The 15,008-nt window shown below is 72.3% G+C and carries 9 protein-coding genes; 6 read left to right on the top strand and 3 right to left on the bottom strand.

Annotated features, from left to right (window positions below; genetic code table 11):
• The first annotated feature begins 107 nt into the window (after positions 1-107).
• Both recN and FNH04_RS12465 read left to right on the top strand, forming a co-directional pair.
• Positions 108-1,850: a DNA repair protein RecN gene (gene recN, locus FNH04_RS12470; protein WP_194236647.1), complete on the top strand. Its 1,743-nt coding sequence runs from the start codon at positions 108-110 to the stop codon at positions 1,848-1,850.
• A gap of 279 nt (positions 1,851-2,129) precedes the next feature.
• Positions 2,130-3,257 (top strand): glycosyltransferase family 4 protein, encoded by a 1,128-nt coding sequence (locus tag FNH04_RS12465; RefSeq protein WP_322722964.1) that lies wholly within the window; start codon positions 2,130-2,132, stop codon positions 3,255-3,257.
• Between the two features lie 12 nt (positions 3,258-3,269).
• Here the strand turns inward: FNH04_RS12465 and FNH04_RS12460 are convergent, their stop codons facing one another.
• From FNH04_RS12460 to FNH04_RS12450, 3 genes are all read right to left on the bottom strand, one after another.
• Positions 3,270-4,925: a PucR family transcriptional regulator gene (locus FNH04_RS12460; RefSeq protein ID WP_152783433.1), complete on the bottom strand. Its 1,656-nt coding sequence runs from the start codon at positions 4,923-4,925 to the stop codon at positions 3,270-3,272.
• An 82-nt stretch (positions 4,926-5,007) separates the two neighbouring features.
• Positions 5,008-6,396, bottom strand: a complete 1,389-nt coding sequence (locus tag FNH04_RS12455; protein ID WP_152783431.1) for an FAD-binding oxidoreductase — start codon at positions 6,394-6,396, stop codon at positions 5,008-5,010.
• A 195-nt stretch (positions 6,397-6,591) separates the two neighbouring features.
• The gene (locus tag FNH04_RS12450) at positions 6,592-8,394 is read right to left on the bottom strand and encodes a glycoside hydrolase family 15 protein (protein ID WP_152783429.1); all 1,803 of its coding nucleotides are present in this window, start codon (positions 8,392-8,394) and stop codon (positions 6,592-6,594) included.
• 544 nt (positions 8,395-8,938) lie between these two features.
• Between FNH04_RS12450 and FNH04_RS12445 the strand changes: the two genes are divergently transcribed.
• From FNH04_RS12445 to ald, 4 genes are all read left to right on the top strand, one after another.
• Positions 8,939-10,588: a CTP synthase gene (locus FNH04_RS12445; protein ID WP_152783427.1), complete on the top strand. Its 1,650-nt coding sequence runs from the start codon at positions 8,939-8,941 to the stop codon at positions 10,586-10,588.
• 109 nt (positions 10,589-10,697) lie between these two features.
• Entirely contained in the window at positions 10,698-11,324 is a 627-nt protein-coding gene (locus tag FNH04_RS12440) for an NUDIX domain-containing protein (RefSeq protein ID WP_152783425.1), read from the top strand.
• 208 nt (positions 11,325-11,532) lie between these two features.
• Positions 11,533-13,695 (top strand): tetratricopeptide repeat protein, encoded by a 2,163-nt coding sequence (locus FNH04_RS12435; protein ID WP_386574243.1) that lies wholly within the window; start codon positions 11,533-11,535, stop codon positions 13,693-13,695.
• A 132-nt stretch (positions 13,696-13,827) separates the two neighbouring features.
• Positions 13,828-14,952, top strand: coding sequence for an alanine dehydrogenase (gene ald, locus FNH04_RS12430; RefSeq protein WP_322722966.1), 1,125 nt, complete (start codon positions 13,828-13,830; stop codon positions 14,950-14,952).
• The last annotated feature ends 56 nt before the right edge of the window (positions 14,953-15,008 follow it).

Here is a 15,008-nt window from a genome sequence, read left to right as displayed (position 1 = left end):
GGCGGGTGCCACTCCCCTGGGTGATATGCGTGCTCCGGGCGCTTCCTTCACCTGGGTATTCGTACGAGCGGGGTGGGGGCCGTCGCACAGGGGTGGCCTGACCTCGTATGGTCTTCTCCGTGTTGGAGGAGATGCGGATACGGTCGCTCGGAGTCATTGACGACGCGGTCGTCGAGCTGTCGCCCGGCTTCACCGCCGTCACCGGTGAGACGGGCGCGGGCAAGACCATGGTGGTCACCAGCCTCGGGCTGCTGCTCGGCGGGCGCGCGGACGCGGCGCTCGTACGGATCGGGGCCAAGAACGCGGTCGTGGAGGGGCGGGTCAGTGTGCCCGCGGGCGCCTCGGCGGTCGTACGCGCCGAGGAGGCCGGGGCCGAGCTGGACGACGGTGCGCTGCTGATCAGCCGTACCGTTTCCGCCGAGGGACGCTCACGGGCCCACCTCGGCGGGCGTTCCGTGCCCGTGGGCGTGCTCGCCGAGCTGGCCGACGAGCTCGTGGCCGTACACGGGCAGACCGACCAGCAGGGACTGCTCAAGCTGTCCCGGCAGCGGCAGGCACTCGACCGGTACGCGGGGGACGCGGTGGCCGTCCCGCTCGCCAAGTACGGCGAGGCGTACCGCCGGTTGCGTGCCGTCTCCGCCGAACTGGACGAGATCACCACGCGCGCGCGTGAACGGGCCCAGGAAGCCGACATGCTGCGCTACGGACTCGACGAGATCGCGGCCGTCGAGCCGCGGGCCGGCGAGGACGTCGAGCTGGCCGAGGAGGCCGAGCGGCTGGGGCACGCGGAGGCGCTGGCGTCCGCCGCCACGGCCGCGCACGCCGCTCTCGCGGGCAACCCCGAGGATCCGGAGAGCGTCGACGCCTCGACACTCGTGGCGGGCTCACACCGGGCCCTGGAGGCCGTACGGTCGCACGATCCGGCGCTGGCCGCGCTCGCGGACCGCATCGGGGAGATCGGGATCCTGCTGGGTGATGTGGCCGGGGAACTGGCCGGGTACGCCGACGACCTGGACGCCGATCCGCTGCGGCTCGCGGCGGTCGAGGAGCGGCGGGCCGCGCTGAACGCGCTGACGCGGAAGTACGGGGAGGACGTGGCCTCGGTGCTCGCGTGGGCCGAGCAGAGTGCCGCGCGGCTCACCGAGCTGGACGGTGACGACGAGCGGATCGAGGAGCTGACCGCCGAGCGGGACGCGTTGCGGGCCGAACTGGGCGGGCTGGCACAGGCGCTGACGGATGCCCGGACGGAGGCGGCCGAGCGGTTCGCGGCGGCCGTGACCGCCGAGCTGGCCTCGCTGGCCATGCCCCACGCGCGCGTGTCGTTCGCGATCCGGCAGACCGACGACCCGGAGGGCGTGGAGGTCGGCGGGCGTACGGTCGCGTACGGGCCGGCGGGCGCCGACGAGGTCGAGCTGCTGCTCGCTCCGCACCCCGGAGCCCCGCCGCGGCCGATCGCCAAGGGTGCCTCCGGTGGTGAGCTGTCGCGCGTGATGCTCGCGGTGGAGGTGGTCTTCGCCGGGACCGATCCCGTGCCGACATACCTGTTCGACGAGGTCGACGCCGGTGTCGGCGGCAAGGCCGCGGTCGAGATCGGACGGCGGCTCGCCAAGCTCGCCAGGACCGCGCAGGTCGTGGTGGTGACGCATCTTCCGCAGGTGGCCGCGTTCGCCGACCGGCAGCTGCTGGTGGAGAAGACCAACGACGGGTCGGTGACGCGGTCCGGTGTGAAGGTGCTGGAGGGCGAGGAGCGGATCCGGGAGCTGTCGCGGATGCTGGCGGGCCAGGAGGACTCCGAGACGGCGCGGGCCCACGCGGAGGAGCTGCTGGCCACGGCTCGGGGGGACGGGTAGGGCCTTGGGGACGGACCCGCGCCCCTGAACGGGCGCCGGACGCGAAGGTGCCGGTGGGTCGGAAGGGGCAACAGTGAGCGGGACGTCACTCGTGTGAGTGAGTCCTGGCGGTGTGTTGCCCGTCGTGGCGCGGGGGCGCGGTCTCGGCGGTGCCGGAACCCGCCTGTGGCCTGGCATCCTTGACGTAGCACGCGGAAGCGGTTCGCGCGGTACACCCCTCTCCGCGCCCTCCTTCCGCCCTTCGTGACCGTCCGACGCCGAACCAGGAGCCCCGGCCACGTGAGCCACGTGAGCAGCCCACCGCACGGCCAGTCGCCGCTGCGTACCGTGCAAGTGCTCGGCGGCGGCAGCGCGGGCAGCAGTGCGCACGTGCGGTCGCTGGCCTCGGGGCTCGTGGCCCGTGGTGTACGGGTCACCGTGTGCGCCCCGAGCGAGGCCGAACGGGCGTACGACTTCAGGGGTGTCGGCGCCGTGCACGTCCCCGTACCCCGCAGCAGCGACCCCACCTCCGTGACCGCGCTGCGGATGGCCTGTGCGGACGCCGACCTCGTGCACGCGCACGGACTGCACGCCGCGTTCCGGGCCGCGCTCGCGCTCAGCGGGCGGCCCGTGCCGTTCGTGGTGACCTGGCATTCGCGGGCCCATGCCGACGGGGCACGCGGGCATCTGCTGCGGCTGCTGGAGCGGCGGGTGGCCAAGGCCGCGTCCGTGGTGCTCGGGACGACCTCCGACCTGGTCGAGCGGGCACGCCTCCGGGGTGCCCGGGACGCGCGCCTCGCCGCCATCGCGCTGCCCGCCCCGCGCGCGGCCGAAGACGACTCCGGCCGGCCGCCGTCCAAGGCGCGGGCCGAACTCGGCGCAACGGACCGGCCGTTGCTCATGGCCGTCGGCATGCTCGACCGGTACCGGGGATACGAGACGCTGCTGGACGCGGCGCGGGCCTGGCGCGGGCTCGACCCGGTGCCGTTGCTCGTGGTCGCGGGGGAGGGGCCCTTGCGTCCCCTCATGCAGCGGCGCATCGAGGACGAGCAGTTGCCGGTCCGGCTGGTGGGACGGCGTGAGGACGTCGCCGAGCTCATCGCCGCCGCGGATCTCGCACTGCTGCCCGGCAGTTGGGAGGCCCGGTCGGTCCTCGCGCAGGAGGCCTTCCACGCGCGCGTGCCGCTGGTCGCGGCGGACGTACCCGGTATCCCCGAGCTGGTCGGCGACGCCGCCGAACTCGTCCCGCACGGTGACGCGGACGCCTTCGGGGAGGCGGTCGTCCGCCTTCTCGCGGATCCCGACCGGCGGGAACTCCTCAGGGAGAAGGGCGTCCGGCAGGCCGCCACCTGGCCGAGCGAGGACGAGACGGTGGCCCAGGTCCTCAGCGTCTACGACGAGTTGACCCGGCCCAGGCCCCTTTCCTAGGCCGTGCTGTCGCTACGGCACATGCCTGCGCGCCCGCAGTGCCAGGTTCAGGGTCAGGACCGTCTGGGGGTCGTCGAGGTCCGTGCCGAGGAGTTCGCCGATGCGGGCGAGGCGGTTGTAGAGGGTCTGGCGGTTGAGGTGGAGTTCGCGGGCCGTCTCGGCCTTGCGGCCCGCGTGGGCCAGATAGGTCTCCAGGGTGGGCAGCAGCGCCGGCCTGGACCGGGCGTCGTGGTCGCGCAGGGGGCCGATCGCGCGATCGACGAAGGCCGCCAGGTCGGGGTGGTCGCGCAGCCGCCACAGGAGCAGGTCGATGTCGAGGCGGCGGGCGTCGTACCAGGGATGTTCCGGCAGGCCCTGGGCGGCCGTCGCCGTCTCGGCCGCGTGCCGCAGACCCGTCGAGGCGGCCGCCCAGCCGCCCGCCGCGCCCACGACCACCACGGGCGGCCGGGCGCCGGGCCGCCGTACGCCCGCACGCTCCACGCCCGCGCGCAGTGCCGACGCGACCCGGTCCGAGACCGCCGGGCGCTCCTGCTCCGCGCGCAGGCCCAGCAGCAGGGGCACACGGCCCTCGACGGGCCGTACGCCCAGCAGGACGGGAACTCCCACCGCGGCCAGCTCCTCGGCCAGCGCCCGGGCCAGGACCGCCCAGCCTCCCCCGGCCGGTGACGGGCCGTCGGCCAGGCGCATCACCACCGGCAGCAGCGGGCCGCCGCCCGGCCTGAAGCCCAGGACGCGCGCCTGCGCGGGCGCGTCCTGGGCGGTGACGCGGCCCTCGGCGAGGTCGGTGAGGAAGTCGCCGCGCCCTCGGGCGGCCAGCTCCTCCTCCTGGCGGGCCTGCATCAGGACGACGGCCAGGATGCCCGCGGCCCGCTCTGCCGCCATCCGGTGCACGGGCGCCACCGGCGCGCCGACCGGGAGCAGGACCAGCCGGGCCCGCACCGAGCCGGTTCCGGGGCCGCCGCCCGGTACGTCGACGATGGCCGTGCCCGCGGGCGGCTCGTCCTGGTGGTGGCCGCGCAGCCCCTCCCATACCTGGAGCGGGTCGGCGCCCTCGTGCACGGGCGCACCGGCGGCGTACAGGAGCTGTCCGTCCACCGTCTCCAGGAACACCGGGTTGCCGCCGAATCCGGCGAGGATGCCGAGCACCTGGGGCACCCCGCCGCCGCCCAGCAACGCCTCCGTACAGCGCCGGTGGACCTCCTCGGCCCGCTGGAGGAGCGCGTAGTGCCCGTTGACGATCTCGGTGTGGATCTCCTCCGTGACGGTCACGAACGGCACCTCGCGGTGCAGCTGGACCAGCGGGAGACCGGCCGAGCGGGCGGTCTCCACGAGGGCCGCGGGCAGCCGGGTGAAGCGGGTCCCCAGCTCGACCACGAGCGCCGCGATACCGCGGTCGGCCAGGGTGCGGACGAAGGCGCGCTGGTCGACCGGGCGGGTGCCGAGCCCGTAGCCCGTGGTCAGCAGCAGCTCGCCGCCCTTGAGGAGCGAGGCGATGTTCGGGACCTCGCCCGCGTGCACCCAGCGCACGGTCCGCTCCAGCAGGTCGGCCCCGGCCAGGACCTCGGGCAGGCCACCGCGCAGACCGGGCAGCTCCAGGGCCCGCCGTACGGTGATCCCGCCGCCGTCGGTGTCCCGGGGGTCGGGGCGGCTGTCGCTGCGGCTGTCCATGAGCGGACGCTACCTGCGAGGACGCGCCGTGAACATCTCCGGCCGGTTGTCGCGCGGGCCTGCTCGCTCCGCGTGGCCGCTCTCATCTGGGGTCCGGGGTGATGTTGTGGTTGAACCGGAAGACGTTGTCCGGGTCGTACGCGGCCTTCACCCGGGCCAGCCGACGCGTGTTCTCGGCGCCCAGGCCGGCCTCGACGCGGTCGGCGCCCTCCTCGCCGATGAAGTTCAGATAGGTCGCGCCGGTGCTCCAGGGCCGGACGTCGGCCCGTACGTCCCGCACCCACTGGATGCAGCGCTCGTCGTCGACCGGCTCCTCCCAGATCCCGAACGGGTGCGCGACCCAGGCCGCGTGCCGGTACGGCACCGGGAACTCGGCGGGCCCGTCGGCGACGGCACCGCCCTGAGGGAACAGCACGTGCTGGGTCCCGGTGGGTACGGGCATCGAGTCGGCGCGGGCGCAGAAGACGTCCACCAGCTCGTCCGGAAGGCCCGGCACGTACTCCGCCGACCAGTAGTTCCGCATCCCCGGTGGGTCGTCGATCATGCACTGGACGTCCGCGTACGGCATGGTCTGGACGGCCTCCGCCTCGTGCGGCAGCGCCAGCAGCGGCTGGGCGACCTTGCGCAGGTCGTCCTCGGTGCCCGTGTACGTCAGGAGGACGAAGCACGCGAGCTTGCCCACCAGGTGCCCGGGGACGAACTCCTCGGGCTGGCCGGTGAGGTAGATCACGCCCCCGCCCGCCTCCGGTGGGCCGGTCTCCATGATCTCGCGGAAGACGCGGATCACCTCGGGGCCGTGCTTCGGCAGGTACAGCGCCATGGCGACGGCGAACGCGGGCAGCTCGTGCAGTCTGAGCGTCAGCGCGGTGGCGATGCCGAAGTTCCCGCCGCCGCCGTGCAGCGCCCAGAACAGTTCGGGGTTCTCCCCGGAGGTCGCCAGGACCGTACGGCCGTCGGCGGTCACCAGCTCGATGCCGAGCAGGTTGTCGATCGCCAGCCCGAACAGCCGGTCCAGCCAGCCGCTGCCGCCGCCCAGCACGAAACCGCCGACGCCGGTCGTGGAGGCCCGGCCACCGGTGGTCGCGAGTCCGTACGGCTCGGTGGCGCGGTCGAGATGGCTCATGGTGGCGCCGCCCTCGACCCGTACGCTCCGGGACCCGGGGTGGACCGTGACGGCGTGCATCCGGCGCAGGTCGACGACCATGCCGTTGTCGTTGAGCGCCATGCCCGCCACGCTGTGACCGCCGCCGCGCACGGCGATGTTCAGGTCCAGGTCCCGGGCGAAGCGCACCGAGCGGACCACGTCGGCCTCCGTCTCGCACTGGGCGATCACGGCGGGCCTTCGGTCGATCATGGCGTTGAAGACGGTCCGGGCGTCGTCGTAGCCGGGGTCCCCGGGGGTGAGGACCTCACCGGTCAGATCCTCGCGGAGCTCGGCGAGTGCGGTGCGTGCCTTCGAAAAGGAGGCCATGACAGCCGCCCCCTTCCAGCCGGGGGACAGGTCTCCTTCCAGGCTAGGCGGGCACGGCGGAAGGGGCCTGTGCGGCACAGAGAGGGATCGGGCACGTGCGGCAGGGCGGATCAGGCCGGTCCTGTGGGCCGGTGGCCGCGAGCGCTTCCCCCGGCATCGCGCAGGTGCCTGATCCGCCGCCTTCCGCGGCACGTGTCAGCCGCCGTACGCCCCGGAAGCCGTCAGCCGCAGAGCCGTGTCGATCAGCGGTACGTGGCTGAACGCCTGCGGGAAGTTACCCACCTGGCGCTTGAGGCGCGGGTCCCACTCCTCGGCGAGCAGGCCCAGGTCGTTGCGCAGGGCCAGCAGCTTCTCGAAGAGCTTGCGGGCCTCGTCGACGCGGCCGATCATCGCCAGGTCGTCCGCCATCCAGAACGAGCAGGCCAGGAACGCGCCCTCGTCGCCCGGCAGCCCGTCCACGCCCTCGTCCTCGCCCGAGGTCGGGTAGCGCAGGATGAACCCGTCCGGGGTCGACAGCTCGCGCTGGATGGCCTCGATGGTGCCGATCACGCGCTTGTCGTCCGGCGGCAGGAAGCCCACCTGCGGGATCAGCAGCAGCGAGGCGTCCAGCTCCTTCGAGCCGTACGACTGCGTGAAGGTGTTGCGCTCCTTGTCGTAGCCCCGCTCGCACACGTCCCGGTGGATGTCGTCGCGCAGCTCGCGCCACTTCTCCAGCGGGCCGTCCGCGTCGCCGGACTCGATCAGCTTGATGGTGCGGTCCACCGCGACCCAGGCCATGACCTTCGAGTGCACGAAGTGTCGGCGCGGGCCGCGCACCTCCCAGATGCCCTCGTCCGGCTCGTCCCAGTGGTCCTCCAAGTAGCGGATCAGCTTCAGCTGGAGCAGCGACGCGTAGTCGTTGCGGGCCAGGCCCGTCATGTGCGCCAGGTGCAGGGCCTCGGTGACCTCGCCGTACACGTCCAGCTGCAGCTGGTGCGCCGCGCCGTTGCCCACCCGGACCGGCGCCGAGTCCTCGTAGCCGGGCAGCCAGTCCAGCTCGGCCTCGCCCAGCTCGCGCTCACCCGCGATGCCGTACATGATCTGCAGGTTCTCGGGGTCGCCGGCCACGGCCCGCAGCAGCCACTCGCGCCAGGCGCGCGCCTCCTCGCGGTAGCCGGTGCGCAGCAGCGAGGACAGGGTGATCGCCGCGTCACGCAGCCACGTGTACCGGTAGTCCCAGTTGCGCACGCCGCCGATGTGCTCCGGGAGGGAGGTCGTGGGCGCCGCGACGATGCCGCCGGTGGGCGCGTACGTCAGCGCCTTCAGCGTGATCAGGGAGCGGATCACGGCCTCGCGGTACGGGCCGTGGTACGTGCAGTGCTCGACCCACTCGCGCCAGAACTCCTCGGTCGCCTCCAGCGACTGCTCCGGCTCCGGCAGCGACGGCGGCTCCTTGTGAGAAGGCTGCCAGGAGATCGTGAACGCGATCTTCTCGCCCGGCGCCACCGTGAAGTCGGCGTACGTGGTGAGTGACTTTCCGTAGGTCTCGGCCGCTGTGTCGAACCACACGGAGTCGGGCCCCGCGACGGCCACCGTCCGGCCCTCGTGCTTGTGCACCCACGGCACGACCCGGCCGTACGAGAACCGCATCCGCAGCGCGGAGCGCATGGGCACCCGGCCGCTGACGCCCTCCACGATCCGGATCAGCTGCGGGGCGCCGTCACGCGGGGGCATGAAATCCGTCACTCTGACCGTGCCGCGCGGGGTGTCCCACTCCGATTCCAGGACCAGCGAGTCCCCCCGGTACGCCCGCCGGGAGGCCGTCGGCGGTGCGGCGTCGGCGGCGTGGGCAGGGCCCAGACGCCAGAAACCGTGCTCCTCGTTGCCGAGGAGCCCGGCGAAGACGGCATGGGAGTCGAAGCGCGGCAGGCACAGCCAGTCCACCGTGCCGTCACGGCAGACCAGCGCGGCTGTCTGCATGTCTCCGATGAGTGCGTAGTCCTCGATGCGCCCGGCCAATGCAACTCCAGTCGAACGGCCACGTCGCCCCAGGGGCGGTCGCTGTGCGGTCATGGGGCCCATAGGACCAGTGTCGAACGTGACCCCAGGGTTCTGTGTAATGCGTCGTCGTACAACGATCCTCAACGGAATGAAGGCGTTCGTTGCTCAACGAACTGACGAGCTCTTGTTGTTCCGGAGACGGGCGTGGGTGGTGCCGTTCGCGGGCCGGGCTCGGCAGCGAGTGTCCGAAGAGGATACGACGCTGTCCCGGTGTCCGCGTGCCGCTCCCGGCAACGCGGGTGGGCCGAACGAGTGAGCTATGAGTGACCTTTCGTCACTGTCCGTCACCTTGCGTGGGCTCCGTGGCGGTCCGTGCGCGGAGCGTGGCCGGAAGCCATCTCGCGCGGTCGCTGATACGCTGGTAGCCCGTGGACCGGTGGGCGCCCGCACACCCTTGCGCGACGGCAGGGGCCCCCGAACCGCAGCGACGGCACCCCGGAAACGTCCGGGCCGACAGCCGCCCCGCACTCCATACCGCGACCACGGGAGCCCCCTCTTGGCCATGCCGCCCAAATCCACGACGACCAAGCACATCTTCGTGACCGGGGGTGTCGCCTCCTCGCTCGGCAAGGGCCTCACCGCCTCCAGCCTGGGCATGCTGCTCAAGGCCCGGGGTGTGCGCGTCGTGATGCAGAAGCTGGACCCGTACCTGAACGTCGACCCGGGCACCATGAACCCGTTCCAGCACGGTGAGGTGTTCGTCACGAACGACGGCGCCGAGACCGACCTGGACATCGGCCACTACGAGCGCTTCCTCGACCGCGACCTGGACGGCTCCGCCAACGTCACCACCGGCCAGGTGTACTCGACGGTGATCGCCAAGGAGCGGCGCGGCGAGTACCTCGGCGACACCGTGCAGGTCATCCCGCACATCACCAACGAGATCAAGCACCGCATCCGCCGTATGGCCTCCGACGAGGTCGACGTCGTGATCACCGAGGTCGGCGGCACGGTCGGTGACATCGAGTCACTGCCGTTCCTGGAAACAGTCCGCCAGGTCCGCCACGAAGTCGGCCGCGACAACGTTTTTGTGGTGCACATCTCTCTCCTGCCGTACATCGGTCCCTCGGGCGAGTTGAAGACGAAGCCGACCCAGCACTCGGTCGCGGCCCTGCGGAACATCGGTATCCAGCCGGACGCGATCGTGCTGCGCTGCGACCGCGAGGTCCCCACCGCGATCAAGCGCAAGATCTCGCTGATGTGCGACGTCGACGAGGCAGCCGTGGTCGCCTGCCCCGACGCCCGCTCGATCTACGACATCCCCAAGACCGTGCACGGCGAGGGCCTCGACGCGTACGTCGTCCGCAAGCTGGACCTGCCCTTCCGTGACGTGGACTGGACGACCTGGGACGACCTGCTCGACCGCGTCCACAACCCGCAGCACGAGATCAACCTGGCGCTCGTCGGCAAGTACATCGACCTGCCCGACGCCTACCTGTCGGTCACCGAGGCCCTGCGCGCGGGCGGCTTCGCCAACAGGGCCCGTGTGAAGATCAAGTGGGTCACCTCGGACGACTGCAAGACCCCCTCCGGCGCCGCCCAGCAGCTCGGCGACGTGGACGCCATCTGCATCCCGGGCGGCTTCGGCGACCGCGGTGTCTCCGGCAAGGTGGGCGCCATCCAGTACGCCCGCGAGAACCGGATCCCGCTGCTCGGCCTCTGCCTCGGACTGCAGTGCATCGTGATCGAGGCCGCGCGCAACCTGGCGGGCATCCCGGACGCCAACTCCACCGAGTTCGACGCGGCCACCGCCCACCCGGTGATCTCCACCATGGCCGAGCAGCTCGACATCGTCGCCGGTGAGGGCGACATGGGCGGCACGATGCGCCTGGGCATGTACCCGGCCAAGCTCGCCGAGGGCTCGATCGTGCGCGAGGTGTACGACGGCAAGGAGTACGTCGAGGAGCGGCACCGTCACCGCTACGAGGTCAACAACTCCTACCGCGCCGAGCTGGAGAAGCAGGCGGGTCTGCTGTTCTCGGGCACCTCGCCGGACGGCAAGCTCGTGGAGTACGTCGAGTACCCGCGCGACGTCCACCCGTACCTGGTCGCGACCCAGGCGCACCCCGAGCTGCGCTCGCGCCCGACGCGGCCGCACCCGCTGTTCGCCGGCCTGGTGAAGGCGGCCGTGGAGCGCAAGACCGGGAAGTAAGGGCAAGCGGCACCAGAGCTGTACGGTGGCCGGGGTGCGCGTCTTTCGGGACGTGTACCCCGGTTTCGTCGTACGTGTGGAGGGACAACGCGTGGAGGAACAAGTCGACATGACCATCAAGGACACCGCCGAGGAGTGGGAGGTCCGGGCGAGCGGCACCCCGTTCACCGGCAAGAAGACCTCTGTGCGCACCGACGACGTGGTCATGCCCGATGGTTCGGTCGTCCGCCGCGACTACCAGGTCCACCCGGGCTCCGTCGCCGTCCTCGCCCTCGACGACGCCGACCGTGTCCTGGTCCTGCGCCAGTACCGCCACCCCGTGCGCCAGAAGCTGTGGGAGATCCCCGCCGGGCTCCTCGACGTGCCCGGCGAGAACCCGCTGCTCGCCGCCCAGCGGGAGCTGTACGAGGAGGCGCACGTCAAGGCCGAGGACTGGCGCGTCCTCACCGACGTCTACACCACTCCCGGCGGCTGCGACGAGGCCGTCCGCGTCTTCCTCGCCCGCGACCTCTACGAGGCCGAGGGGCAGCGCTTCGAGGTCTCGGACGAGGAGGCCGACATGGAGCTGGCGCGTGTGCCCGTCGACGAGCTCGTACGGGGCGTCCTCGCCGGCGAGCTGCACAACAACTGCCTGGTCGTGGGCGTCCTCTCGCTGGTCGCGGCCCGCGGGGGCGACGGGCTGGACGCGCTGCGTCCCGCGGAGGCGCCCTGGCCGGCCCGCCCGTTCCAGGCGTGAACCGCACGGTGGCCCAAGGCGCGTCCGGCGCGTCGTGAGGGGCTTCACGCCGAGCTGACCGCTCCGGTCCTACGATCGGCTGATCCGATCGGGGGACCTGTCCGCCGTGCTCCTCCGGGCTCGTCGCAGAGCGTGAACTAGGCTCTGGGCGACGCCCGCTCCGGAGTCCCGGCGGGCCGGCGCGTGCAGTGGGACGGGAGCGTGACCCGTGACGGATCAGACGGTCAGCACGGAGAGCACCGAGGTGTCCGGAACCGAGCCACCCCCGGTGGCGAAGGGAAACCTCACGGAGAGTCAGTTCCTGGGCCGCGCACGAGAGTTGAAAGAACTCCGCGCCGACATCGAGCGCGCCGGCCTCGACACCATCTCCGGCCGGAAAGCGCCGCGGGCGCGTGTGCTCCTCATCGCCGGGCGCCCCGGCTCCGGGCGCTCCGCGCTCGCCGGGGAACTCGTGCGGCAGGTTGCCGAGAGTTACCCCGACGGCGTGCTGCGCGCCCGTCTTGCCGAGCCCGACGGCACCCGCGTACCGATCGAACGCGCCGCCCGTGAGCTGCTCTCCGCCCTCGACCTGCCCACACCGCCGGGCGCCGCCGAGGACGACCTCAGCGCCGCGCTGCGCGAGGCACTGGCCGACCGCCGGACGCTGCTCCTGCTGGACGACGCGGTCGACGCCGAGCAGGTCGACGCGCTGCTGCCGGACACACCCGAGTGCCTGGTCGTCGCGGTCTCCGGAGGGCCGCTGACCGGGATCTCCGACGTCCGTCCGTGCACGCTGGGCGGACTGGACACCGAGTCCGGCGTGGAGCTGCTCGGCCGCTTCACCGGCTCCGTGCGCATCACCGTCGACCCGCGGACCGCCGAGGAACTGGTCGAGGAGTGTGCCGCCCAGCCCGCCGCGCTGATGCTCGCCGGGGGCTGGCTCGCCGCCCGTCCCAGGGCCGCCGTCGCCGACCTGGTCAGGCACCTGCGGTCCAGTGGCACCGAGAACCCCCCGCTGACCAGGGTGTTCGACTTCGCCTACGACTCCCTGCCCAGCATCGCCGCCCGCGTTCTGCGGCTGCTCTCGCTCGCGCCCGCGGGTCTCGTCGACCCCCACACCGCGTCCGCGCTGGCCGGCTGCTCGGTGGGCGCGGCCCGCAGCACGCTGGACGACTTCGTGGCGCTCGGCTTCCTGCACACCGTCGACTCGCCGCTGCCGCAGTACCGGGTCCCGGGCTGTCTCCAGCCCCTGCTGCGCGCCCGCGCCGAGAGCCAGGAGCGTCCGGCCGACCTGCAGCTGGCCCGCGCCCGGATGCTGGAGCGGACCGTACGCCTGCTGCAGTCGTGCCGCGTGATCACCGAGACCGACAGCGCCCAGGCCCGCGAGAAGCTCCAGGGCATGCCCAGCGACGTGCGCTTCCCCACGCCACGTGCCGCGGAGGACTGGCTGCGCGTCCGGCGGCCCGCGCTGCTGGCCTCGGCACGGCTCGCCGTCGCCGACGGGGAGCTGGACACGCTGGCCCGCCGACTGATGTCCCAGCTGGTCCGGACGATGGTCGTCCACTTCGGCACCCAGGCCGCCGCCCCCGAGCTGTACGGCGTCCACCGGCTGGTCCTCGATGTCGCCGAGCGCCGGAACCTGCCCCGCGAGAAGGCCGCCGCCCTGCTGAACCTGGCCGACCTGGACGCGCAGACCGGCCGCACGAACGAGGCGCTCGTGCGCTACCGGGCCGCGCTGGACGCGGGCCGGAAGGCGAACGACCCGTATGCGACCGGCCGCGCGATGGAGTCCGTGGGCGGCGCCCACCAGGAACTCGGGGACTACGAGCGGGCCGCCGACTGGTACGGGCGGGCGCTCGCCCAGCGGCTGGCCCGGGGCGAACGCGCCGACGCGGCCCGGCTCTACGGCCGTATCGCCGGTGCGCACACCTACGCGGGCCGCTACGGAGAGGCGCTGCGCAACTGGAGCTCGGCGCTGACCGGTTACCGCAGGCTCGGTGATGTGGGCGGCCAGGCCAGGGCGTTGAGCGAGATGGCGCGCGTCCAGGAGTACGCGGGGCGGTTCGAGGAGTCGCTGGCCCTCTGTGAGGAGGCGCTCGAATGGGCGCGGCGTGCCGAGGACACGCGTCTGCAGGCCGCGCTGCATGTCCGGCTCGCGGACACGCTGGAACGGCTGGGGGACCCGGCGGCGGCCGTGCTGCACCGGCGAGCGGCCGAGCGGCTGTTTCCCGACGAGCTTCGGCAGCAGCTCCCGCCACAGCGCCCGGACCGGCTCCCGGAGCGGCCTCCGGAGCGGCTTCCGCAGGTGGAGCGGGCATCGGAACGGGGCGCTCCGGCCTTGGAGCAGGACGCTAGTGCCTACGAAATCCGTAGTGCATCCGCTGAGAATTGATTGATTGAAAGGCTGGACAGCGGGAACGCCTTCATTAGACTGGCTCTGCCGCACCTTCTCCGCGGTGTCTCCCGGTGCGCCCAAGTGTGCCCGGGTATGACTGGTATGCCCTACACCTCTGAGTCAAGGACCGTGATCCCCGTGAAGGTCGGCATCCCCCGCGAGGTCAAGAACAACGAGTTCCGGGTGGCGATCACCCCCGCCGGTGTCCATGAGCTGGTCCGCCACGGCCACCAGGTCCTCATCGAGCGGGGCGCCGGGGTCGGCTCCTCGATCCCGGACGCCGAGTACGTCGCCGCCGGCGCCCGGATCCTGGAGACCGCCGACGAGGTCTGGGCCACCGCCGACCTGCTGCTGAAGGTCAAGGAGCCCGTCGCCGAGGAGTACCACCGCCTCCGCAAGGACCAGACGCTCTTCACCTATCTGCACCTGGCCGCCTCGCGGGAGTGCACGGACGCCCTCCTGGAGTCGGGGACGACCGCGATCGCGTACGAGACCGTCGAGCTGCCCAGTCGCGCGCTGCCGCTGCTCGCCCCCATGTCCGAGGTCGCGGGCCGGCTGGCACCGCAGGTCGGCGCCTACCACCTGATGCGCGCCAACGGCGGCCGCGGTGTGCTGCCCGGCGGCGTCCCGGGTGTGCCGGCCGGCCGGGCCGTGGTCATCGGCGGTGGCGTCTCCGGCTGGAACGCGATGCAGATCGCCATCGGCATGGGCTTCCACGTGACCCTGCTCGACAGGGACATCAACAAGCTCAAGGAAGCCGACAAGATCTTCGGCACGAAGATCCAGACCGTTGTCTCCAACGCCTTCGAGCTCGAGAAGGCGTGCCTGGAGGCCGACCTCGTCATCGGCGCCGTCCTCGTCCCCGGTGCCAAGGCGCCGAAGCTGGTCACCAACGAGCTCGTGTCGCGGATGAAGCCGGGAAGTGTCCTTGTCGACATCGCGATCGACCAGGGCGGCTGCTTCGAGGACTCCCGGCCGACCACACACGCCGAGCCGACCTTCCCGGTCCACGAGTCGGTCTTCTACTGCGTCGCCAACATGCCGGGCGCGGTGCCCAACACCTCCACGTACGCGCTCACCAACGCCACGCTGCCGTACGTCGTGGAGCTCGCCGACCGCGGCTGGGCCGAGGCGCTGCGCCGTGATCCGGCGCTGGCCCGGGGCCTCAACACCCATGACGGCCAGGTGATTTACCGCGAGGTCGCCGAGGCGCACAGCCTTGAGCACGTCGCGCTGGAGTCGCTGCTCGGCTAGACCGGAACCTGCCGCGGACCGACTTCCCGGCAGCAAAAGGCGATACGTCAACACGG

Source organism: Streptomyces phyllanthi (assembly GCF_009377205.1).
GTDB classification, from domain to species: Bacteria; Actinomycetota; Actinomycetes; order Streptomycetales; family Streptomycetaceae; genus Streptomyces; species Streptomyces phyllanthi.
This window is presented reverse-complemented; position numbering and strand designations above follow the sequence as displayed.

Bases quoted from the DNA above. Each gene is read 5' to 3' on its own strand.
- FNH04_RS12455 (WP_152783431.1), bottom strand. From the start codon at position 6,396: ATGGCCTCCTTTTCGAAGGCACGCACCGCACTCGCCGAGCTCCGCGAG.
- recN (WP_194236647.1), top strand. From the start codon at position 108: ATGGTCTTCTCCGTGTTGGAGGAGATGCGGATACGGTCGCTCGGAGTC.
- FNH04_RS12440 (WP_152783425.1), top strand. From the start codon at position 10,698: ATGACCATCAAGGACACCGCCGAGGAGTGGGAGGTCCGGGCGAGCGGC.
- FNH04_RS12460 (WP_152783433.1), bottom strand. From the start codon at position 4,925: ATGGACAGCCGCAGCGACAGCCGCCCCGACCCCCGGGACACCGACGGC.
- FNH04_RS12445 (WP_152783427.1), top strand. From the start codon at position 8,939: ATGCCGCCCAAATCCACGACGACCAAGCACATCTTCGTGACCGGGGGT.